This is a genomic window from Marivita sp. (assembly GCF_017643905.1).
Taxonomy (GTDB): domain Bacteria; phylum Pseudomonadota; class Alphaproteobacteria; order Rhodobacterales; family Rhodobacteraceae; genus Marivita.
Window position 1 is genome coordinate 1 of the sequence record NZ_JAEPMO010000083.1, and the last position, 20,603, is coordinate 20,603.

A 20,603-nucleotide genomic window follows, 5' to 3' on the forward strand; every position below is an offset into this window, starting at 1 on the left:
CAATCGCGTCTAGAGCGCTGACGCGTCCTTGCGGGCTCAATCGATCTAGTGGCAGTCCACACGCGGTGCGCATTCAGGGCGTGTCGCGTGGCAATACTTTACTGATCTAGCAGGACGGCGCGGCGTCGCGTTGTAATTTGAATTCGGACCGCGCAAGCGGTCCGACCGTTTGGGGGGCCAGCCCCCCAAACCCCCCGGCATATTTGCAAAAAGAAGAAGATCAGGCGCGGCGACGGCGACCACCGCCCGCGCGGCCCTCACGTCCACGACCTTCGTGACCGGCTTTCGGCGGTTGGCGGTTGAAGGCAATCCATGCACCGCCGCCTTCGTCATTGTTGGTCAGGAAGTTGGCCGCACGGATGGCCTCCATTTCCTTGCCCGGGCGCGGTTTGGTCGAGCCCAGACCAAACAGGATGCAGAAGGCTTCATCGTCCATATCGTCGGGCAGCACGATGCCAGCAGCCGCCACTTCCGCGCGCTTTTCCGCAATTTTGGTAGGGCCAACGGGTAAGGCGACCGGGTTCATGATGGCGGATGTCATGCCAGCGCCCATGGCCATCGGCAGGAAGGCGTTGTTGATGCCGTGACGGTTGGGCAGGCCAAAGCTGATATTCGACGCGCCGCAGGTGGTGTTGACGCCTAGTTCCTCGCGCAGGCGACGCACCAAGGTAAAGACCTGAAGACCGGCGGTGCCCATCGCGCCAATCGGCATGACCAGCGGATCAACCACGATGTCATGCGCAGGGATGCCGAAATCGGCAGCGCGTTCGACGATCTTTTTCGCCACCGCAAAACGCACATCCGGGTCTTCCGAAATGCCAGTGTCATCGTTGGAAATCGCCACAACCGGCACGTTGTATTTCTTGACCAGCGGCAACACCAGCTCCAGACGTTCTTCCTCGCCCGTGACCGAGTTCAAGAGCGGGCGGCCTTCGGCGGCGGCAAGGCCGTTTTCCAGCGCGCCGGGCACAGACGAGTCGATGCAGAGCGGGCAATCGGTGACGGCCTGAACGCGCTCGACCAGTTCCTTCATCAATGTCGGCTCGACAAAGTTGTTGTCGGCGTAGCGCGGGTCTTCGGCCATCTTGTTCGAGAACACGGCGCCCGAATTGATGTCGAGGATGTTGGCGCCTGCGGCGACCTGAGCCAGCGCATCGGCCTCGACCCGGCTGAAATCGCCGCGTTCGAGTTCCTCGTTCAGGATCTTGCGGCCTGTCGGGTTGATCCGCTCACCGATCACGCAGAACGGCTGATCGAACCCGATGATGGCGGTTTTGGTCTTGGACTCGACAATCGTGCGGGTCATGCGGCTACTCCTTCAATGCGGGCCAGAATGTCCGGCAGCGCGGGGTCTGTGAAATCCTCAATGGTCATCTTTGCGCCAACGGCGCGGAGTTCGGCGTCGCTCAGCGCCGAGCGGACACCGATGCTGTAGGCACCGGAGGCTGCGGCGGCACGCATGCCGGAAGGGCTGTCCTCGAAGGCGATGCAGGTCTCGGGCGACTCTCCAAGCAACTGCATCGCGGTCAGATAGGGCAGCGGATGGGGCTTGCCATGCGCGCATTCCTCGCCGATCACGATCACCTCGAACCGATCGCGCAAGCCGATGGCACCCAGCATTGCTTCGGCATTTAGGCGCATGGCGTTGGTCACCACGGCCAGTTGCCAGCCCTGCGCCTGCGCGTGATCCAGAAACGCCGTCAGACCCGGTGCTTCGGGGTAAGGCGAGGGCAGACGGTCGCGGAACTGTGCCTCTTTCCACTCGCTCAAACCCTGCGGATCCGGTTCGTCCGGCAGATGTTCTGCAAACACATCGACATTCAGACGGCCATGCACCTGCTCGATATAAAAGCCGTGCGGAATTGCCAGCCCCTGCGAGGCCCACAGCTCGGTGAAGACGGCCTCGTGAATGGGGTCCGAATTCAGCATGGTGCCGTCGAGATCAAAAAGCAGGGCTGGCATCAGGTCAGATCAGTTCGCGGCGGCCGGTGCAGTGCCAGCACCACCGTTTTCGATCGCCCAGGTGGCGTTGGTCTTGATCCCGCCTAGCGGGAAGAAATGCACCTGTTCAATGTTGAAGTCAGGGTTCTTGGCTTTGTGTGCGGCCAGTTTGGTCAGCACCTCTGTCGGCTCGTAGGGCAGAAGCAGCTTGGACACGTCCATCGCGCGTTTCTGCAGAACCTTGAGTGACGGGCCAACACCGCAGGCGATGGCGAACTTGATCAGGGTCTGCAGCTTGGCGGGGCCAGCGATGCCGATATGGACGGGCAGTTTGATGCCAGCGGCAGACAGGTCGTCGACCCATTTGATGATCGGGTCGGCGTCAAAGGCGAACTGGGTGGCCAGCGCCATCTTGGCATCGGTGCGTTCCGAGAACGCCTGCTTCCAGCGCAGCGCGTCTTCGACGTTCTTCATGCCGCCATTGGGGTCGATGTCCTTGTTGCCTTCCGGGTGACCGGCGACATGCAGACGCTTGAAGCCCGCCTTGTCGAACAGACCGGTTTCCATGAGCTGCATCGAGCTGTGGAAATCGCCGTGCGGCTGGTTCACGCCACCCGCGAGCAGCAGCGCCTGATCGACACCCGCTTCGCCCTGGTAACGGGCAATCCAATCGGCCAGTGTCGCTTCATCTTTGATGATGCGGGCCGGGAAGTGCGGCATGACCGGGTAGCCATCGGTGGCCACGCGCTTGGCCGTGGCCACCATGTCTTCGATTGGTGTGCCCTCGATATGGGCAATGTAGACGCGGGTTCCGGGAGCCAGCAATGCGCGGAAATCCTCGACCTTCTCGGCGGTGCGCGGCATGACCTCGATGGAATAGCCCTTCAGGAAGGCTTCCATTTCGGGCGTGGTGCCGTTTTCGACAGTCTCGCGCTTGCGGAAATTCAACAATGCCATGATGGCCTCCCTCAGGGTCATGGGGGCTTACGCCCAGCCTTCGTTATCAATCAACGCCTTGAGGCGTTCCTTGTCGTATTCCGCATCAATGCGGGCCGCCTCGGCAGAGCAGACCTCTTCGGGGTCCCCCTCGAGCTCGTAAGGCGCTGCCTTGCGCCATTCGGCGAGGTAGCTGTCGGTATCGGATGCACCGATCTTCATCGCTGCGCGGTCAATCGCCTGCTCGAACCGTTCGGGCAGTTGGGCCTTGGCGCCACGACGGCCCTTGCCCACGATCACCTGAGCCGGGATATCGCGCCAGTAGACAATCGTGACATCCGGCATGTCGTGATTCCTTCGTTTCGCTTGCGTTTTCGTAATGGAGGCCATGTCCCACAAGAGTGCAAATTTCGACGTGTCCGCTTCCGTCTGCGACGCGAGGCGACATTAGGTCAGGACAAGGCGAATGGCGATGCTTTTGCAGGTCCAAAATTCTCAGGCTTTGCATGAGGCCCTCTCATAACTTTACCTTGGTGCATCACGAAACTTGCGCCGCAGTCAAAGCGGGCTTAGGGTTGAGGCAACTTACATATTCGGAAGGCGCGAAGTCATGGCGCCAAAGCGTCCCAAAGGTGCGGGCGCATTCCCGAAACCGGTAGAGAGCCCCGCGCCGTCACGGCCCGACCCATCCGAGCTTTATGCCGCGCTGGATCTGGGCACAAACAGTTGTCGTATGTTGATTGCCCAGCCAAAGGGCAACCAATTCCATGTTGTCGACAGTTTTTCCAAATCCGTGCAGCTGGGGGCAGGTCTTGAAAAGTCCGGCCGTCTGAGTCGTGCGTCGATGAACCGGACCATTTCCGCGCTGCGCGTGTGCCAGCAGAAGATTCGTCGCCACGAGGTGACGCGCATGCGGTTGGTCGCGACAGAGGCCTGCCGCCGGGCGCACAATGCACGGGATTTTATCCGGCAGGTCAAACGCGAAACCGGACTGAACCTCGAAATCATCCAGCCCGAGGAAGAAGCGCGTCTGGCGGTTATCTCCTGCGCGCCGCTGGTCAGCACCAAGACCGAGCAATTGCTGGTGGTGGACATTGGCGGCGGGTCGACCGAGCTGGTCTGGATTGACCTGACGGCTGTGCCAGCGTTCGAGCGTCCGCGCGCAATCATGCGGTTGCATGCAGGTTTTCATACCAAGGACAGCCCGTTTCCCGCCGCCCGCGTCGTGGACTGGATCAGCGTGCCCTTGGGGGTTGCGACGCTGCGCGATCAGTTCTCGGACGTGGAAAGTGATTCAGCCCGCTACGCCCTGATGAGCTGGTATTTCGAGGAAAACCTGGCCGAGTTTGCACCTTACAAGGACGAGCAGGCGCGCGAAGGGTTCCAGATCGTTGGCACCAGCGGCACGGTGACCACTGTCGCGGCGAGTCATCTGGGTCTCAAACGCTACGACCGGACCAAGGTGGATGGGTTGCGGATGACGTCGGACCAGATCGAAAAGGTGATCTCGAATTATCTGGAGCTTGGCCCCGAAGGACGCCGTGCCGATCCCCGCATTGGGCTCGACCGTCAGGCGCTCATCATGTCTGGCGCGGCGATCCTTCAGGCATTGCTGCGCTGCTGGCCGACCGACCGGCTGTCCGTCGCAGACCGGGGACTGCGGGAAGGCTTGCTCTATGCGCAGATGTCAGCGGATGGGGTGCTTGAGGATGGTCCGTTCTAGGGTCAGCCCAAAAGGCTGATCACCCTCCGCAGCGCCAACTCGTAGCCTTCGATACCGAACCCGGCGATCACGCCTTCGGCGCGGGCTGAAACGTAGGAATGATGCCGGAACGCCTCGCGCTTGTGGACGTTCGAGATATGGACTTCGAACACCAGCCCTTCATAAGCCTGAAGCGCGTCGTAGATCGCGACAGAGGTGTGGGTGAACGCGCCGGGATTGATGATGATGGCTTCAGATTCGTCACGGGCCTGATGAATCCAGTCGATGATCTGGCCTTCGTGGTTCGACTGCATGGATTTGAGATCGAACCCGGCAGGTTTCGCCAGCGCCTCGCAGCGGTTTGCCACGTCGTCCAAACTGTCCGCGCCATAGATTGCGGGTTCCCGCTTGCCCAGAAGGTTCAGGTTGGGACCGTTGATCAGAAAGACGGTTTTGGACATGGGATACTCCGCACTTGTTGCCCTAGCTGTGCCAGCTTGCCGGGGTTCGTGCAACCCGCCGCGTGTTTAGGACTAAAGGTCCAACGCGGCCTGTGTGATCGCATCCGGAGTGAACGGCATCCTCCGCAGGCGCAGCCCTGTGGCAGCAAAGATCCCGTTGGCAATCGCGGCAACCGTGGGGCCGGGTGAGGCTTCACCCGCGCCGACAGAGCGCTGGTCTGGGTGGTTCAGGAGCGTGATGTCGAAGTCGGGCACATTGTCGAAGCGGATCACCGGGTAGCTGTCCCAGTCGCGCGAGGTGATACCGTCGCGGTCCCAGGTCACCTGCTCGTAAAGCGCCCAGCTTGCCGCTTGCATGACGCCGCCTTCAAGCTGCGCCTGCAGGCCATCGGGGTCGATCACGCGGCCGGCATCCGCCACCAGCGTCACGCGGTGCAGTTTGACCTCGGCTGTGTCCGTGACAGCGAGATCGATGGCCAGACCAACGCGGGTCATCGCGTTCTTGTACTGGGCATAGGCGATGCCTCGCCCCATTCCTTCGGGCACGGGGGGCAGGCAATGTTCCAAGGCGTCCAAAACCGCCAAAGCGCGTGGGTCGCTCAGATGCGCGCGGCGGAAGGCTATGGGGTCTGCACCGGCGTGGCGGGCCAAATCGTCCATTGTGCTTTCCAGCGCAAAAATATTGGCGACGGCCCCAAGGCAGCGCATGGCGGATGTGCGGTGCGGCAGGCCCTGGACAAGGTTCTTGACCAGACGTGTCTCGGGGATGTCGTAAACCGGATCAAGATTCCGATGCATCCCCGCGTGGTTGCCCATGTTGGGCGGCGCGATATAGGGCGCCATCGCCTCTGCGCGAAACCTGTTGGCCAGCAGCTTTGCCGGACCTGCGCGGTTCGGGCCGGGACGGGGCCTGCCGCGATGGGTGTCGCTGTGCGCTTCGGCGGAAAGCGCAGCGATGCGGCCATCGGCCAGCTTCGCATCGACCTGAACCGCCATCGCGGGGGCATAGGGTTCCCAGGCGTGTTCGTCCTCGCGTGACCATTTCAGCAGGATCGGAATGTTCGGATGCGCCAAGGCGATACAGGCGGCCTCGCAGGCGGCATCGTCCGCGCCATTGTGACCGTAGCAGCCGGAGCCTTGCACATGGGTGATCTCGATCTGGTCTGTGGCAAGACCAAGACTGTCGGCAATCGCCTCGCGCAATGGGTAGATGCCTTGGCTGTGGCTTTTTACGAAAAGACGTTCGCCGGTCCATTCCGCCAGCGCCGCCGACGGAGCCAGCGCGCCGTGCATCTGGTAGGGGCGTTCGAACCGACCGCTGAGGTCCGGGGCGTCGAGCGGTTCCGGCACCGGGGCGTTTTGCGGGGTACCATTGACCACCGGAAAGCGCTGCGCGTTTTCGGGGGCCAAATGGGCAAACACATCGGTTTCGGGCAATCCGCCACCGCTGTCCCAAGTGCAGGCCAAACCGAGCCGTGTCGCTGCTTTGACGACAGCCCATTCCCCGGGGCCGGTCACCGCCAGAAAACTACCATCCCGCACGACATGAAGACCATCGCCTGTGATCCGGTCCAGCACCGCCTGGTCGATGTCCTGAAGGCTGGCGCGCACATGGGGCGGGCTGACGCGGCGCGCGTGCCACATGCCCGGAAGATCAATGTCGTGCAGATAGGTAAAGCGCCCTGTGACCATGTCGGCGATGCCGCGCATGTCAGGGGCAGGGAGCGTGTCCGGGATGTGCCGGGGCAGATCAGGATCTATGGCCAGATCGGGCGGCAGATCTTGGGCCAGGCTGAACAGGTTGATCCGGATGTTGGTGCCGGGGCGGTGGATGTACCCGTCCTCAAATGCCCAATCCGATGGGGTGCCACCATGTTGGTTGATTGCCGCATCCAGAAGGTGCTTGCGCAGGGTCGCGGCGGCGGCTGCAACGGCCCCGCCAGATTGTTCGATGGAGTTGCTGCCCGAGGTGATGCCCTCGTCAGGAGCGTGACCCGTGCGAACAGCCGCGACATCCAGTTGCGACAGGGGCAGCGCCAGTTCCTCTTGCACGATCCGGACCAGCGCGGTCGAAATGCGCTGACCGATATCCACCTTTCCTGTGTGGATCAGAAGTTCATCGCCCTGCGGCGTTAACCAATCAGAAACAAGAGGATACGCGTCAATGCTCATGTGTCCGCAGCCCGTTTTATGGCGCTTAGAACACGCGGATGCGACCCACAGCGGCACAGATGCGGGGTCAGGGCGGCTTTGGTGGTTGCGCTGTCCGGTGCCGGGTTTTCGGACAGAAGCGCGGTCGCGGCCACCACCAGCCCGGAGGTGCAATATCCACATTGCGCGGCGGTCTCTTCAATGAACGCCTGCTGCACGCGCTGGCCGATCTCTGTCTCGGCGATGCCCTCGATGGTGGTGATGTCCTTGCCGTCGAACACCTCGACCGGTGTCACGCAGGACAGCACAACCTTGCCATCCACCATGACCGCACAAGCGCCGCATTGCTCCAACCCGCAGCCGAGTTTTGTGCCTTTGAGCTTGAGCTCATCCCGCAGGACATAGACCAACGGAGTGTCCGGGTCTGACGTGATGTCGTGCCGTGTTCCGTTGATCGTCAGGCTCAGGCTCACGTTGTAACACGCTCCCATGTGATCTGGACATCCACATCCGCCGATTTGAACAGGTTCATCACCGGGCAGCGGTATTCCACGTTCCTTGTGAGCCTGTCAAAGCGTTCCTGCGGTTCGTCGGTGTGTACGCGGATGCGCAGTTTGACCCAATTGAAATACGGGCGCACGCCCTTCACGCCCCGACTGCCACGCTGGTCAACCTCGCCATCCGCTTCCATGTCGACAGCGGTATAGGCAAACTGCATCGCCTCGGCGCAGCGGTTGATGATGACGCCCTCGCAGCCAAGCAGTGAGGACAGCGTCATTTCCAAAGGAGTCGGCCCGGTGTTCGATTCCTTCTCATCGGTGATGACGACATGGTTGCGCACCATCATCACGGATCGGGTGGAGGCCTCGTTCCGAGCGCTGACGCGGCGGATGCCCAGCGCCTTGGTGTTGGGGTCGACGCTGGGGGGCAGGAGGTCGTTGTCGCTCACAGGCTCATCTCCAGAATGTCGAGGCCCCGGTTGCGGTCCAATACATAGATCAGGCCATTATCGTCTACATCGACATCGTTCGACTGCGGCGGTGCGCCAGTGGGGCCGGGTTCCATGAAATGCGCCACTTCGACGGGCAGGTGCGGATCGGCCACGTCCAGCACCCGCAGACCACCCGCGAACCACGTGACATAGATCAGCGTGCTGTCCAGCTTTTCGCGGTACTGATGCCCGCCAAAGCGCACACCCGCTTCGCCGACCCAGGGGCACAGCCGTTCTGACAGGTCCCAGGCTGCGATGGGTTCCATGTTGTCCAGATCGGTCACATCCATAACCCAGATGAAGCCGTGCAGACGCCCCGGTTTGTGGTCATGTTCCTCGTCAATGGCGATGGCATAGCGGCGACCGTTGATGGTCTGTTCCAGCGGCATGACGGTGTGGGTTGGTTCCGGGATTCCCTTGGGAAAACGGTAGCTGCCCTTGAGCGTCGGCTTGGTGATGTCGGTGGCATCCAGCACGCGAATGCCCGCATGCCAGACTGCCGCCCAAAGCTCATCCCCGCAGCGCATCGCATGGTGCAGACGGTGGCTGTAGCCGACACCCGTGGGGGGTTCGCCATTCGCCACGTGCTGCCCCGGCATATGCCAGCGCGACACTTCAGTGGGGTTTGTCGGATCGGACAGGTCATAGATCACGAGGATGTTGCCGACATACCCTTCCATCTCGGTCGAGATATAGGCGTAGTTGGCATCCATATCGAAGCGATGCACGCCAAAGCCATGTGTCTTGACGTAGGACAGCAGCCTGGGCGCGGTCTTGTCCGAGATGTCCCAGACGCGGAAGCCGCCGCTGTTGTAGCCTCGTGCCAAAGCCTCTTCCAGGACGGGGATGTCCGACAGCTTGACCGCAAGACGTTCTGCGACCTGGTTGTCTGACAGACCTTCGGCACGAAGACCTCCAATCTTGTCGCCTTTGCGCAGGAAATGGCGGCGGTCCATTTCGACATTGGTGATCATCAGGTCACCGACCACCTTGACCTTGTGGGTGTGCGACCACTCGTCCGGCGGCGCGACATGGGACACCACTTTAGGGTTGGTGGGGTCGGACACGTCGATGATCGACGTCCCCATCGGGGGCTTCATGTGGCCGACATAGGCATAGCCATCGCGTACCACCACTTCGCCGCCGCCTTCAATGTCAAGATGGCCCAGCCGCCGGATGTTGCGGGACAGCTCGTATTCGACTTCGCGTTTCATTCTGCAGGCACCTCGAGTTTGCGTTTGCGCCGCATGCTGAACACCATGGGCAGGATGATCGACAGCGCGAAGGCGACCCAAAGGATGTTGCCCAGCGTGGACGAGAAAAGAACCATGATGTCGCCATCCGATTTCTTGAGCGACCACAGGAAATACTTTTCCAGAAGCGGCCCAAGAATGACCCCGATCAGGATCGCAGCCACGTGGTACCCGGTGCGCCGGGCGATATAGCCCAGAACCCCGAAGGCCAAAGCGAGGTACATGTCGAACATGTATTCGCGCGGGACAAACCCGCCGACCAGCGTGAAGCTGATAATCATCGGCGCGAGGTAGATCGTCGGGATCGTAGTCACGTGGCTCATGTAGCGCGACAGTGGCAGGATCGTCAGGAACATGAAGACGTAGCTGACCGCCATCGCCATGAACATGCCGTAGCCGACCGTGGGCTGGTTCTCGAACAGCGACGGGCCAAAGCTGACGCCGTGGAACTGCATCACCACAAGCATGATCGCCGCCGTCGCCCCGCCGGGAATGCCCAGCACCAGCAGCGGCACCAGCGTGCCGGAGGTGACGCCATTGTTGGCGGATTCAGGTGCGATCAGGCCTTCTGGATGGCCGGTGCCGTATTTCTCGGGCGTCTTGGAGAAACTGCGCGATTGTTGGTAGGCCACGAAGCTGGCAATGGAAGCACCTGCACCGGGGATCACGCCGATGACCAGACCGATGATAGAGGTCCATACGATATGCACCCAGCGGCTGAGGGCGATCTTCACGCCTTCGAACGTGTCGCCCCAGTTGGGGGCCTTGGGTTCGCCGTCATGGTTCACGATCACGCGTTTCTCGATAATGACGAACGCTTCGGAGACCGCAAAGAGGCCGACAAGGGCAGGGATCAGGGGCACCCCGTCGTAAAGTTCAAGGAACCCGAACGTGCCACGCGGTGTGGCATAGACCACGTCGGTGCCGATGGAGCCGATCATCAGGCCGAGGAAACCCGCGATCAGGCCTTTGACCATGTCCTGTGCCGCAATCGACGCGATCAGGGAAATGCCGAACAGCATAACCACGATCATTTCGACCGAGTGCATGTAGAACCCGACCCGCGCAAGGATGGGCATGGCCGCCAAGGCGATGATCGTCGTCAGAAGACCGCCGATACAGGAGGCCACAAAGGAAATCGCCAGCGCCTGCTGACCCTTCCCTTGTTTGGCCATCGGATAGCCGTCGAGCGGTGTGGCCGCAGCCCCGGCGGTGCCGGGGATGTTGACAAGAATGGCCGGAATGCCCGCCCCCATGCGCGCCGCGCAATAAAGCGAGATCATGAAGACCAGCCCGGATTGCAGGTCGAGTGCGAGAGTCAGCGGCATCAGGATGATGATCGTGTTCGCCGCCGAGAACCCAGGAATGCCACCGACGATCAGGCCAAGGAAAATCGTCGGGATGATGATGTACCAGTAGCCGAGCGTTTCAAAGAACACTTCGGTCAGGATCGAGGCTGTGCTGCTATCCATTGGCCAGCACCGCCTTCATCGTGGTTTCGAACCAGCCGCGCGGGAAGCGTGCGTCAAACGCCCAGATGAACACTGCCCAACCGGTCAACGCCATCGCCGCCGAGATCATGGTGATGAACACCGCATTCTTGCCACGTGCGAGGATCAGCATGCTGACCGCCAGAAACAGGAAGGTGGTCAGGGTGAAGCCAAGCGTGTCAATCAGGGCGACATAACCGACAGTGGTGAGCAGAAGACCAATCCGCCCGGTGCGGAAGTCGTCCATCGTAAACAGGTTTCCGAATCCCAGCGTGCCTTCGCCGCGGCTGAGCCATATGGCGCAACGAATGAAAAAAATCGCGCACACAAGCAGCAGGATGCCTCCGATCATGAACGTGCTGACCTGCGCCGTCCAGGGAGAGTTCCAGATCGTCATGAAGAAGTAGATCGTGAAGCCCACCGAAAGGATGGGGATGACAAGCTCTCCGCCAATCTGGCGCGGCGGTTTGTGATGCTCGGATGACATGATGTCTACGTCCTGTCTGCGGAGTGAGGTCCGGGAATGGACCGGCAGGCGCGGTGCGCTGCCGATCCGGTTGGCAGGTGTTACGCGCCGCTGAGTAGCGACTTGTAGCGCGCGCCCAGTTCGAGCATCGCGGCCTTCTCGGCCTCGCATTCCTCGACCCCCGCATAGACGAGGTATTCGGGCTGTCCCTTGGACGCGATATAGGCTTCCATCAGGGCCGGGTCTTCGTGGGTTTCCTTGAAGGTCCTAGTCAGGACCTCGAAGCGGTCTGGGTAATCGTCCACCGCTTTCTTGTGGATGCCGAAGGCGCGGGTGGAGAGCATTTCCGGCAGGTCCATGTCGTAGGCGTCATTGATGCTCGGTGCATTGTCGAGCGCCTCGCCAACGATGTTGTTGCCGAAGACAAGCAGTGTTTTCACCGCATCGCCAGCCGCGATCACCGACCCCGATGTGAGGACGGAGAAATCGACCTCGCCGGTGACGGCACCGGCGACGGTGCCCTTGCCGCCCTGTAGCGGGATCAGGTTGAATTCAAGACCCAGCTTGTCACCCAACGCCAGCAATCCGATCGACGCGGGGTGCGCCATGCGGCTGGTGCCGACATTAAGCTTGCGGGTCTTGGCCGCCGCAATGATGTCGTCCATCGTCTTTAGCGGGCTTTCGGCACCCACGAACAGGCAGCAGGGGTCTTTGTCGACCTGACCGAAATAGATGTAGTCGTTGATGTCAAAGCTGGGGGCCTGCATCGCCCAGTTGAGCACTTCGGGTCCGATATTGCCGAAAAGCAGGTTGTAGGCATCTGGCTCGGCCTTGCCCATGTAGATCTCATAGCCCACGCGGCCGGATGCGCCCGGATAGAAGCTGGGTTCGAATTCAACGCCTAGGCGGGTTTTCCAGACGCTCGAGAACGCGCGGAAGTTGCGGTCTGCGCCGCCGCCTTCTGCGGTGGGGATGTAAACGCTGAAGTTCCGCTCGGGGAATGAGCTGGCACGCAAGAGGCCGGGTGTGGCCAGCGTGAGCGTTGCAGCAGCGGCGCCTGTTCCAAGCAGGGCGCGGCGGGTGATCGTTGGTTTCATGGACATGGTTTCCTCCCGTTTTCATGTTCAAGTTCACACGCGCTGATGATGGTCGCCCGCAAAGATCGCGCAGTGTCTTTGCAGGTTAGTCACGTCCTCCAGTCGGCAGTTGCGCCGTATCGGTGAAAAAGATGTCGGCGGATCCGGCATAGATTAGCCGGGCTGCGAGCAAGGTCAGAATGACGTTCAGGATGATCCTGAACCGTCGGTCGTCGATTTTCGCCAGCATCACACGTCCGGCCAGCGTGCCCAGGACACCGGCAACGATCAGCAGGATGATCAGCCCGGCCCAGATGCTGAACGCAAAACCCAGAATGCCGAAGGCGACGGTCTTGAGCAGGTGCTGCAGCGTCATGAACATCGCATGGGTGGCAACATGGGCATGGCGATCAAGATCCTGTGCCTTGACATAGGTTGCCACGAACGGCCCGGTGCCGCCGAAGAACATCGTCAGAAAGCTGGAGAATACGCCCGTGACCACGCCGGACCTCTTCAGAAAGGCGGGTGGCTTGGCAATGACGGACCACAGGATAAAAAGACCGACACCGATCTGGATCCAGCCCGCCTCGAGCTGCACCACAAGAGACCCGCCGAGAACAATACCGATCAACGCCCCGATGGCGAACGGCCCCAGAAGGTCAAAGCGCATGTAGCGAGTCATGATCGCGGCGCGTCCTGCGTTCGAGCCCAGTTGCACCAATCCATGCACCGGAACGATGGCCGCTGCGGGCAGAAGCGTCGCCAATACCGCCAGCATCACGGCACCGCCGCCGATGCCGAAGGCGATGGTGATGAAGGAACTGGCAAAGCTGACAGCAAGCAGCGCGCTTGCTGTCGGCCATCCTAATCCTGCGTGCCACATCTCCATCATCTCAGGTATCCAGAACCGAAGGATGGAACAGGCTTTTCGGCGCAACCGGACCGGCAGCGAGGTGCTGATCCAGCGAATAGCGGCAGATCGCGTCGATCTCGGCCATGTTGGCGGCGCAGCCATAGCTCCAGTAATCAGGGCCCATGCTGGCCAGCGTCCGCTCCATCGCGGAATTGAGCCAGGGCAATGTCATGCGGTTGGCATTGCCAAGCCAGACCGAGCGCAGCCGTGCCATGGCAATGTCTCGGGATTGCACGAAGGCGTCATAGAGCGCGCGCGGCAGTTCGGGGTATTGCTCGGCCACGGATTTGCGGATGCCGATCAGATGCATGATCGGGAAGAAGCCGGTCTTGGCGTGATAGGCTTGTTCGGCCGCCTCGAAATCAAGGATCAGGCGGACAAGGTCCGGGTTGCCGTCCAAGAACGCCTGTGGTGGCTTTGGGGCCAGCAACCCATCGATCTCTCCACGCAAAAGCATATCCTGAAGCGTGTCGCCTTCTGTGATCGGCTCGACCACCATGCCTTCGGGCAGCGCCAGTTCCAGCCGTTCGCGCCGCACACCTTCATCCAGAGCGCCTGTGCGCCAGTGGATGTCGTCGCAGGCCACACCGTATTCATCCGCCAGAATACCTCGCATCCAAAGGGCGGCGGTCATCTGGTACTCCGGTACCCCAATCCGGCGTCCGGCAAAATCGGCCGGGCTTTCGATGCCGGACCCAGCGCGGGCAAAGAACCCGCTGTGCCGGAACGCGCGGCTGACGAATGCGGGGATCGCGGTGTAGTCCGACCCGCCACGCGACAGTTGCAGCACGTAGCTGGACACCGACATTTCGGTGATATCGAACCGCGCTTCCTGCACCGCCCAAGGGAACAGCTTGGAGGTCGGGTGGATATGGCTTTCGAGCGTGACGCCGGGCACCGTGACGCGCCCCTCATGCAACGCCATAACGCGGTCATGGTCCCAGGTCGCCAGTGTCAGTGTCAGTGTCAGATGACTCACGCGGTTTCTACCTCCATTCCGATCACCGCTTGGCCGCGTAGTAGGACACGCGCCGTTCGAGGTAGGCAAGAAATTCCGAAATCGTGAAGGCCAGCGCGAAAAGCACGATCAGAACCGCCCAGAAATGCCCCATGAGGAAGTTGGCCGAGTAGAGTTCGAACAAGGCGCCAAAGCCCACGATCGAGATCAGAAGCTGTCCGATGATCACACCTTTGACAGCCCGGATGATACCGATCCGCACACCGCCGAGGATCTCAGGCAGGGCGGCCCAGAAGTAGATCTTGAAGAACGCGTCAGTTGGAGATGCGCCAAAACTGTGCGCCATTTCCACCAGCGACCGGTTGATCTGACGGACCCCGGCGCGGGAGTTCAGGATGATGATCCAGATCGCGAACAGCGTTGTCGTGATGATGATCGACTTCATACCAAATCCGAACAGCACCATCAGAACCGGCACCAGCGCGGTCAGCGGTGCGCTCAGGAACACGTTGACCCAAGGCAGCAGCAGTTCGTCCAGCAGACGGCTTTTGCCCATCAGGATACCCGTGGGGATGCCGATCACAATTGCGAAGAATACCCCGGCAAAGAACGCATATGCGGTTTCGAACAGGGCTTTCTGGAACGCGGCTGTTCCAAGGATTTCGAACAGGGTGCCAAGAACTTCGCTCAGCGGTGGGACAAAGAATGTCACGCCCGCCTGACCCACGATCTCCCACAAGAGACCCCAGAGCAGGAGCGACGACATTCCGGGAAGACGGTATCCAAAGACTGTCATGATGCCCGCCTCATTCCACGTAGGTTCTGAGGGACGCCCAGATTTCATCCACGATATCAAGGTATTCCGGGTCGCGGCGAATGTTGTCGACGCCTTTGTTCCGGAAACTTGAGGGGCGGATGATCTCGGACACGCGGCTTGGGCGTGGCAGCAGGATTGCGATCTGGTCGGACACGTAGACCGCCTCTTCGATCGAGTGGGTCACGAAGATGAAGGTCTTGTTTTCGTTCTGCACCAGTTGCAGCAGATCTTCCTGAAACTTGCGGCGGGTCTGCTCATCGACGGCTGAAAACGGCTCGTCCATCAACAGCACTTGGGCGTCCACAGCCAAGGCACGCGCCAGACCCACGCGCTGGCGCATCCCGCCGGACAATTCGTGCGGATAGGCGTTTTCGAATCCAGCGAGGCCGACTTCCTTGATGTATTTCTCGGCGCGTGCTTCCCGTTCCGATGTCGCCACACCGCGCATTTCCAACCCGAAGGCCACGTTGCGCAACACGGTGGCCCAAGGCAGCAGCGCGAAGTCCTGAAACACGAAGGCACGGTCGGGGCCGGGGCCAGTGACCTTTTTCCCGTTCACCTCGACCTCGCCTGAGGTGGGCTTCAGCAGGCCCGCAATGATCTTGAGCAACGTCGTCTTGCCGCAGCCAGACGGTCCCAGCAACGACGTGAGCTGACCGCGCGGGAACTCCAAGGACATGTTCCGCAGCGCCTCGACATCTCCATAATTCTTGGAGATGTTCCGAGCGGAAACCGCGCTTTCGAACGAGGCGGAAGCGGCTGGCGTGATCGTTTCCTTAGTTTGAGACATAGTCACGTTGGTTTCCTTTGAAGAGAGTGGTCTCGACCTTTTCGAGCAGGTTCAGGAACAGAACCGCGAGCAGGATGATCGAGAAGATGGCGGCGTACATGCTGGGGTAATCCGCGATAGAGCGGCTGTAAGTGATGATGTCGCCGACGCCTGTGGGTGTGATTTTCAACTCGGACAGGATCGCGCCGATAAAGCCCGCAGAGATGCCAAGCCGCAGGCCCGCAAAGATCACCGGCGATGCGGCGGGAATGACGATACGCAGGATGATTGCGGTTTCGGATGCAAGGAAAGAACGCCCCATTTCCTTGAACGGTTCCGGTGTGTTGCGAACTGCGCCGCTGGTGTTCAGCACAATCACCGGCATAGCCATGATACAGACGACCAGCACCTTGGAGGTCAGACCAATTCCGTAGGCCAGGACCAGCAGCGGGATCAGTGCGGCCAAAGGCGCGGCCTGCATAACGATGAAGATGGGCGAGAACAGCCAGTCGAACGTGTTGCTCAGGCCAACCCAAAGGCCGATGGCGATGCCCAGAACGGCGGAAATCGCGACGCCGATGGCTAGCGGTTTCAGGGTTTCGGCATAGGCTTCGAAGATACTGCCATCCAGCGTCATCGCCAGAAGCGCGCTCATGGATTCGAGGAAAGTCGGAAAGGCGAAGCTGACAGGCACACGGCCTGCGATCTCCCATGCGCCGAACAGGATCACGGCGGAGAGCAGCTTGAGAAGCAGGGCGCGGTTTGGCATTTGGCGGAGTCTTTCAGACTGCAAAGAGACAGATCCGCTGCGCGAAGGACCCGCGCAGCGGTAGCACAGAGGCTTACTTCATCGCGGCATCAAGCGGGGCGAGATACCAGAAGTCCTCAATGTTCAACTGGTCCGGTGTGCCTTCAAGCTGACCGGCGGCCGAATACCACTCCATGTCGGCCATCGCGGCTTTGCGGCCACCACCGTTGGGATCGTAAAGGCCACCTTCGACCGCATCCGCATAGAACCCGTCGAGTTCAGCAAGGATTTCGGCCGGAAGCTGGCCGATGGGGCCGTCCGGATTGGTTTCGCGGCGAATGATCGTCGGATCCTTGGCCATGTCCTGCCAGACACTGACCAGCGCATTGACGAAGATCGAAACATCTTCTTCGTTTTCCTGAATCCAGTTCAGGTTGCCGAAAAGGGCTTCGTCGCTGGCATCAACTTCAAACATTTCCAGAACGTTGAAATTTCCACCAGCTTCGCTCCGCATCAGCTTGTTCTTGTTGGACAAATCGATGATGGTTGCATCTGCGCGCCCACCCAGAAGGGCTGCAACGCGGTTTGAAGACCCCGGCACGTAAGACCGTTCGCCAAACGTGATGCCAACACGCTCTTCGATCACGTTTGCAATCGAGTCCGTGCCGCCGCCGCGCGAATGCAGCAGGATCGGTTCGCCGTTCAGATCCTCAAGCGAGCTGTATTTCTTGGTCGTGACCGGGAAAAACTTGAGTTTGGACAGCTGGAAAATGATCCGCAGCGGCGCCTTGGAGCGCTGCATGGCCGCATAAGGCGTGCCAAAGCCGATATCCATCTGGCCGCTCAGCACGGATTGGATGGCAAGCTCTTCGTCCGAGAACGCGGTCCATTCATAGTCCAGACCATTGGCCTTGGCCCGGTCCAGCGCCACGAAGAACGCCGCAAGCTCGTCTGACGGGGTTTCCGCAAGCGCGATGCGGATTTTCTCGGCCTGTGCCGGTCCGGCACTGAGGCCAATGGCAGAGGGCAGTACCAGAGCCGCGACGGCGGCTGCCTTTAGAAAACGAAACATGTGTCTCCTCCCTGAGATCGTGTTGATCGTCGTCATGTGCGGGGCGTTTTTGTTGTTTCTGTCCCGCGGGTTGTGCTCTTGTCTTCAGGCCTCCCCAAACAATCTTGCAGAGACCGAACCGAGATGCGCGCGCATGGCCTCCTGAGCGGCCTTGGGGTCGCGCGCCTCGATGGCGGCGACAATGGCGTCATGTTCGGCAAAGCTCGAATGGGTGCGCGGCGGACGTTCTGACGTGCGAATGACCATGTTCCACGCAACGGCGCGCCGAACGGCGTTCAGATGGTCGAACAAGGACAGCAACAGCACGTTGTCCGTCGCTTCGGCCAGAACGCGGTGAAAATTGTCATCCTGCGCTTCGTATTCGTCCCAGTTCGGTGCTTCGGTCGCGAGGTCACGGGATCGCTTGAGACGCCGAACCGCCTCTTCGGACGCGTGCAGGGCGGCTTCGCGGGCAATGGCTGGTTCCAGCGACAGGCGGGCCCGCATCAGTTGCACGGGTGTGACCTGCTGGCTGAGCAGTTTGAGGTTGCTTGGACCAGACGTGACATTGGGCGACGCGATGAACGTGCCTTTTCCGACGTGACGCCAGATCGCCCCTTCGTGTTCCAGAGTGTCCAGCGCCTTGCGCAGTCGGGCACGGGTCACATCAAGGCGCACAATCAGATCCCGCTCTGATTCGAGCCGGTCACCGGGCTTGTATCCCCCTTCGGCAATGTAGGAGCGCAGTTTGGAAACCACGTCATCCGCATCCACCGTGACAGAGTTCATGAGCACGACTAGGCCCTCACATTGGTCAACCAATTTCCACCAATTTGGCGCTTCTGGTCTGACGGTAAGCCTAAATTGGGCGATCAATCAATGATTTTTCTTGCATTTCGCTGGGTGGTCTAGAATTGATTTACGCACGGCGCTGAGCTAATCCACCCTAAGCCTTCAAAAAATCCGGAGAACCGCATGACCCAATACGCAATCGAAACGCCGCCTGTCGTGGCACTTCCCGTGGCCGGGCAGGATACGATGTTTCCGGTCCGCCGGATTTACTGCATCGGTCGCAACTATGCGGCTCATGCGATCGAAATGGGTTATGATCCGGACCGCGAAGATCCGTTCTTCTTTCAGAAAAATCCCAACAATCTCAGTATGTCGGATGCCTTTCCTTATCCACCGCACACGTCGGATGTGCACCATGAGGCAGAAATGCTAGTGGCCTTGAAGACGGGCGGGACCAACATTCCGGTGTCGTCGGCGCTCGACCATGTGTTTGGCTACGGACTGGCGCTCGACATGACGCGGCGCGACTTGCAGGGAATCGCCAAAAAGGCAGGTCGCCCATGGGAGATCGGCAAGGCGTTCGAACAGTCTGCGCCCTGCGGACCGATTCACACCGTGGAAGAGGTGGGTCATCTCGACCAGGGCCGTGTCGAACTCAAGGTCAACGGCGAGGTGCGCCAGGAAGGTGACCTGAACCAGATGATCTGGAAGGTGCCGGAAATGATCTCGTACCTGTCCGAGTATTTTGAACTGGCCCCCGGTGATGTGATCCTGTCCGGCACGCCGTCCGGTGTGGGCCCGGTGGTAAAGGGTGACACGATGGAGCTGAGCATCGACGGATTGGGCAGCCTGACCGTTACCGTCATCTGAGAATGCCGCATAATTGATCGCTTGCGCATCCGCCGCCGACAACCCGGCAGCGGATGCTGGCGCGTTTTCAAAGGATGGGTATTCTGCGGCCAGACGGACCGACCGGCACCCAACGACCGGACCGGCCGCAATCAAGGGAGAATTTGCAATGCCAAACCGGATCGACAGGCAGTCTGAAGGGGTTTTCATTATCGCCGCCACGCCTTTTGCGAGCGACGGCGCGCTGGATTTGGACAGCACCGACCGCATGGTGGATTTCTATCTCGACTGCGGTGTGACGGGGATGACGATCCTTGGCATCATGGGGGAAGCCCCGAAGCTGTCTGGCGAAGAATCGACTCGCTTTGCCAAGCACATCCTCGACCGGGTCGCAGGCCGAGTGCCGGTGGTGGTCGGGGTCACTGGTGCCGGGCTCGACAATATGGCGCGGCTCTCGCACAGCGTGATGGATACAGGTGCCGCTGGCGTCATGGTGGCCCCGATGCCGGGACTGGCCACCGAGGTAAAACTTAAGGGGTATTACGCTCAGGTCTGTTCCGCTTTGGGGTCGGAGGTGCCGGTCTGTGTGCAGGACTACCCGCAAACCACAGGCGTGCAGTTCAGCGTGGAAACCATCCTGCAGCTCACCCGCGACCACGACCAGATTGTCATGCTCAAACACGAGGATTGGCCTGGGCTGAACAAGCTGTCCCGCGTGCGGGCCGAGAGCGGCACCGCCGACACACCGCGTCTGTCCATCCTGACGGGCAACGCCGCGCTGTTCCTGCCGCAGGAACTGGCGCGCGGGGCGGACGGCGCCATGACCGGCTTTGCCTATCCCGAAATGCTGGTGCAGGTCGTGGAACGGCATAAGGCAGGGGATGTGGACGGCGCGGAAGACCTTTTTGACGCCTACCTGCCGATGGTCCGCTACGAGCAGCAGCTTGGCATCGGCCTCGCAATCCGAAAGGAAATCCTGCACCGTCGGGGTGTCTTGGCAGCACCCAAGGTGCGTGCGCCGGGGCCGTCGATGACGAAGGCGGACCACGAAGAGCTAAGCCGCCTGATGGACAGGCTGGATCGCAAGCTGGCCGCTTTGGGCGTATTTTGTTGAAAAACTCTTCCTTGATCGAAGTCTGAACTGCTGATTCAATTCCTGAAATCGAGGGGGAGAACCGGCGATGATGGGACCGAGGCAGGAAGCACAGGCGGCGCTGTTCTATGAGTTTTCGCTGGAAA

General features: G+C 60.6%; 22 protein-coding genes and 1 pseudogene. 4 read left to right on the forward strand and 19 right to left on the reverse strand.

Features of this window, described 5'->3' with window-relative positions:
- Positions 1-19: 19 nt before the first annotated feature.
- Positions 20-136 (forward strand): annotated as a pseudogene (locus tag JJ869_RS13895) (DUF815 domain-containing protein); the annotation flags it as partial.
- A gap of 84 nt (positions 137-220) precedes the next feature.
- Here JJ869_RS13895 and JJ869_RS13900 read toward each other — a convergent pair.
- The 4 genes from JJ869_RS13900 to JJ869_RS13915 are packed head-to-tail and all read right to left on the reverse strand — an operon-like array spanning position 221 to position 3,222.
- Positions 221-1,306, reverse strand: coding sequence for a methyltetrahydrofolate cobalamin methyltransferase (locus JJ869_RS13900; RefSeq protein WP_292267959.1), 1,086 nt, complete (start codon positions 1,304-1,306; stop codon positions 221-223).
- Entirely contained in the window at positions 1,303-1,962 is a 660-nt protein-coding gene (locus JJ869_RS13905; RefSeq protein WP_292267961.1) for an HAD family phosphatase, read from the reverse strand. The genes JJ869_RS13900 and JJ869_RS13905 overlap by 4 nt, the downstream gene beginning before the upstream one ends.
- Before the next feature lie 9 nt (positions 1,963-1,971).
- Positions 1,972-2,898 (reverse strand): methylenetetrahydrofolate reductase, encoded by a 927-nt coding sequence (locus JJ869_RS13910; RefSeq protein ID WP_292267963.1) that lies wholly within the window; start codon positions 2,896-2,898, stop codon positions 1,972-1,974.
- 27 nt (positions 2,899-2,925) lie between these two features.
- Positions 2,926-3,222: a virulence factor gene (locus JJ869_RS13915; protein WP_292267964.1), complete on the reverse strand. Its 297-nt coding sequence runs from the start codon at positions 3,220-3,222 to the stop codon at positions 2,926-2,928.
- A gap of 265 nt (positions 3,223-3,487) precedes the next feature.
- Between JJ869_RS13915 and JJ869_RS13920 the strand changes: the two genes are divergently transcribed.
- On the forward strand, positions 3,488-4,600 hold the full coding sequence (locus tag JJ869_RS13920; protein ID WP_292267966.1) for a Ppx/GppA phosphatase family protein: 1,113 nt from the start codon (positions 3,488-3,490) through the stop codon (positions 4,598-4,600).
- Between the two features lie 2 nt (positions 4,601-4,602).
- Here JJ869_RS13920 and aroQ read toward each other — a convergent pair whose 3' ends face one another.
- From aroQ to JJ869_RS13995, 15 genes are all read right to left on the reverse strand, one after another.
- The gene (aroQ, locus tag JJ869_RS13925; protein ID WP_292267968.1) at positions 4,603-5,040 is read right to left on the reverse strand and encodes a type II 3-dehydroquinate dehydratase; all 438 of its coding nucleotides are present in this window, start codon (positions 5,038-5,040) and stop codon (positions 4,603-4,605) included.
- Positions 5,041-5,112: 72 nt separating this feature from the next.
- Positions 5,113-7,212, reverse strand: coding sequence for a molybdopterin cofactor-binding domain-containing protein (locus JJ869_RS13930; RefSeq protein WP_292267970.1), 2,100 nt, complete (start codon positions 7,210-7,212; stop codon positions 5,113-5,115).
- Positions 7,209-7,664, reverse strand: coding sequence for a (2Fe-2S)-binding protein (locus JJ869_RS13935; RefSeq protein WP_292267972.1), 456 nt, complete (start codon positions 7,662-7,664; stop codon positions 7,209-7,211). Before JJ869_RS13935 ends, JJ869_RS13930 begins: the two co-directional genes overlap by 4 nt.
- A complete protein-coding gene (locus JJ869_RS13940) occupies positions 7,661-8,140 on the reverse strand; it encodes an OsmC family protein (RefSeq protein ID WP_292267974.1) in 480 nt (159 codons plus the stop codon). The genes JJ869_RS13935 and JJ869_RS13940 overlap by 4 nt, the downstream gene beginning before the upstream one ends.
- A complete protein-coding gene (locus JJ869_RS13945) occupies positions 8,137-9,396 on the reverse strand; it encodes a hypothetical protein (RefSeq protein WP_292267977.1) in 1,260 nt (419 codons plus the stop codon). Before JJ869_RS13945 ends, JJ869_RS13940 begins: the two co-directional genes overlap by 4 nt.
- Positions 9,393-10,907, reverse strand: a complete 1,515-nt coding sequence (locus tag JJ869_RS13950) for a tripartite tricarboxylate transporter permease (protein WP_292267979.1) — start codon at positions 10,905-10,907, stop codon at positions 9,393-9,395. The genes JJ869_RS13945 and JJ869_RS13950 overlap by 4 nt, the downstream gene beginning before the upstream one ends.
- Entirely contained in the window at positions 10,900-11,412 is a 513-nt protein-coding gene (locus JJ869_RS13955; RefSeq protein WP_292267981.1) for a tripartite tricarboxylate transporter TctB family protein, read from the reverse strand. Before JJ869_RS13955 ends, JJ869_RS13950 begins: the two co-directional genes overlap by 8 nt.
- Positions 11,413-11,492: 80 nt before the next feature.
- Positions 11,493-12,494 (reverse strand): tripartite tricarboxylate transporter substrate-binding protein, encoded by a 1,002-nt coding sequence (locus JJ869_RS13960; protein WP_292267983.1) that lies wholly within the window; start codon positions 12,492-12,494, stop codon positions 11,493-11,495.
- A 79-nt stretch (positions 12,495-12,573) separates the two neighbouring features.
- Positions 12,574-13,359, reverse strand: a complete 786-nt coding sequence (locus JJ869_RS13965; protein ID WP_292267985.1) for a sulfite exporter TauE/SafE family protein — start codon at positions 13,357-13,359, stop codon at positions 12,574-12,576.
- A 1-nt stretch (position 13,360) separates the two neighbouring features.
- Complete coding sequence (locus JJ869_RS13970) at positions 13,361-14,359, reverse strand: 4,5-dihydroxyphthalate decarboxylase (RefSeq protein WP_292267986.1); 999 nt, start codon at positions 14,357-14,359, stop codon at positions 13,361-13,363.
- A 22-nt stretch (positions 14,360-14,381) separates the two neighbouring features.
- The gene (locus tag JJ869_RS13975; RefSeq protein WP_292267988.1) at positions 14,382-15,134 is read right to left on the reverse strand and encodes an ABC transporter permease subunit; all 753 of its coding nucleotides are present in this window, start codon (positions 15,132-15,134) and stop codon (positions 14,382-14,384) included.
- A gap of 10 nt (positions 15,135-15,144) precedes the next feature.
- Entirely contained in the window at positions 15,145-15,945 is an 801-nt protein-coding gene (locus JJ869_RS13980; protein WP_292267997.1) for an ABC transporter ATP-binding protein, read from the reverse strand.
- Entirely contained in the window at positions 15,932-16,693 is a 762-nt protein-coding gene (locus JJ869_RS13985; RefSeq protein ID WP_292267990.1) for an ABC transporter permease subunit, read from the reverse strand. The genes JJ869_RS13980 and JJ869_RS13985 overlap by 14 nt, the downstream gene beginning before the upstream one ends.
- A gap of 73 nt (positions 16,694-16,766) precedes the next feature.
- Positions 16,767-17,744, reverse strand: a complete 978-nt coding sequence (locus JJ869_RS13990) for an ABC transporter substrate-binding protein (protein ID WP_292267991.1) — start codon at positions 17,742-17,744, stop codon at positions 16,767-16,769.
- Positions 17,745-17,828: 84 nt separating this feature from the next.
- Entirely contained in the window at positions 17,829-18,512 is a 684-nt protein-coding gene (locus JJ869_RS13995; protein WP_292267992.1) for a FadR/GntR family transcriptional regulator, read from the reverse strand.
- Positions 18,513-18,698: 186 nt separating this feature from the next.
- Here JJ869_RS13995 and JJ869_RS14000 point away from each other — a divergent pair, with 186 nt between their 5' ends.
- Positions 18,699-19,385 (forward strand): fumarylacetoacetate hydrolase family protein, encoded by a 687-nt coding sequence (locus tag JJ869_RS14000; RefSeq protein ID WP_292267994.1) that lies wholly within the window; start codon positions 18,699-18,701, stop codon positions 19,383-19,385.
- Positions 19,386-19,533: 148 nt separating this feature from the next.
- Entirely contained in the window at positions 19,534-20,478 is a 945-nt protein-coding gene (locus JJ869_RS14005; RefSeq protein ID WP_292267995.1) for a dihydrodipicolinate synthase family protein, read from the forward strand.
- Positions 20,479-20,603: the final 125 nt, after the last annotated feature.

What these genes read in the sequence shown, in the direction of transcription:
- JJ869_RS13985 (WP_292267990.1), bottom strand. Translation starts at nt 16,693, where the DNA reads ATGCCAAACCGCGCCCTGCTTCTCAAGCTGCTCTCCGCCGTGATCCTG.
- JJ869_RS13945 (WP_292267977.1), bottom strand. Translation starts at nt 9,396, where the DNA reads ATGAAACGCGAAGTCGAATACGAGCTGTCCCGCAACATCCGGCGGCTG.
- JJ869_RS14000 (WP_292267994.1), top strand. Translation starts at nt 18,699, where the DNA reads ATGACCCAATACGCAATCGAAACGCCGCCTGTCGTGGCACTTCCCGTG.
- JJ869_RS13930 (WP_292267970.1), bottom strand. Translation starts at nt 7,212, where the DNA reads ATGAGCATTGACGCGTATCCTCTTGTTTCTGATTGGTTAACGCCGCAG.
- JJ869_RS13995 (WP_292267992.1), bottom strand. Translation starts at nt 18,512, where the DNA reads ATGAACTCTGTCACGGTGGATGCGGATGACGTGGTTTCCAAACTGCGC.
- JJ869_RS13915 (WP_292267964.1), bottom strand. Translation starts at nt 3,222, where the DNA reads ATGCCGGATGTCACGATTGTCTACTGGCGCGATATCCCGGCTCAGGTG.
- JJ869_RS13955 (WP_292267981.1), bottom strand. Translation starts at nt 11,412, where the DNA reads ATGTCATCCGAGCATCACAAACCGCCGCGCCAGATTGGCGGAGAGCTT.
- JJ869_RS13975 (WP_292267988.1), bottom strand. Translation starts at nt 15,134, where the DNA reads ATGACAGTCTTTGGATACCGTCTTCCCGGAATGTCGTCGCTCCTGCTC.
- JJ869_RS13900 (WP_292267959.1), bottom strand. Translation starts at nt 1,306, where the DNA reads ATGACCCGCACGATTGTCGAGTCCAAGACCAAAACCGCCATCATCGGG.
- JJ869_RS13905 (WP_292267961.1), bottom strand. Translation starts at nt 1,962, where the DNA reads ATGCCAGCCCTGCTTTTTGATCTCGACGGCACCATGCTGAATTCGGAC.
- JJ869_RS13960 (WP_292267983.1), bottom strand. Translation starts at nt 12,494, where the DNA reads ATGTCCATGAAACCAACGATCACCCGCCGCGCCCTGCTTGGAACAGGC.
- JJ869_RS13980 (WP_292267997.1), bottom strand. Translation starts at nt 15,945, where the DNA reads ATGTCTCAAACTAAGGAAACGATCACGCCAGCCGCTTCCGCCTCGTTC.
- JJ869_RS14005 (WP_292267995.1), top strand. Translation starts at nt 19,534, where the DNA reads ATGCCAAACCGGATCGACAGGCAGTCTGAAGGGGTTTTCATTATCGCC.
- aroQ (WP_292267968.1), bottom strand. Translation starts at nt 5,040, where the DNA reads ATGTCCAAAACCGTCTTTCTGATCAACGGTCCCAACCTGAACCTTCTG.
- JJ869_RS13910 (WP_292267963.1), bottom strand. Translation starts at nt 2,898, where the DNA reads ATGGCATTGTTGAATTTCCGCAAGCGCGAGACTGTCGAAAACGGCACC.
- JJ869_RS13920 (WP_292267966.1), top strand. Translation starts at nt 3,488, where the DNA reads ATGGCGCCAAAGCGTCCCAAAGGTGCGGGCGCATTCCCGAAACCGGTA.
- JJ869_RS13950 (WP_292267979.1), bottom strand. Translation starts at nt 10,907, where the DNA reads ATGGATAGCAGCACAGCCTCGATCCTGACCGAAGTGTTCTTTGAAACG.
- JJ869_RS13990 (WP_292267991.1), bottom strand. Translation starts at nt 17,744, where the DNA reads ATGTTTCGTTTTCTAAAGGCAGCCGCCGTCGCGGCTCTGGTACTGCCC.
- JJ869_RS13965 (WP_292267985.1), bottom strand. Translation starts at nt 13,359, where the DNA reads ATGATGGAGATGTGGCACGCAGGATTAGGATGGCCGACAGCAAGCGCG.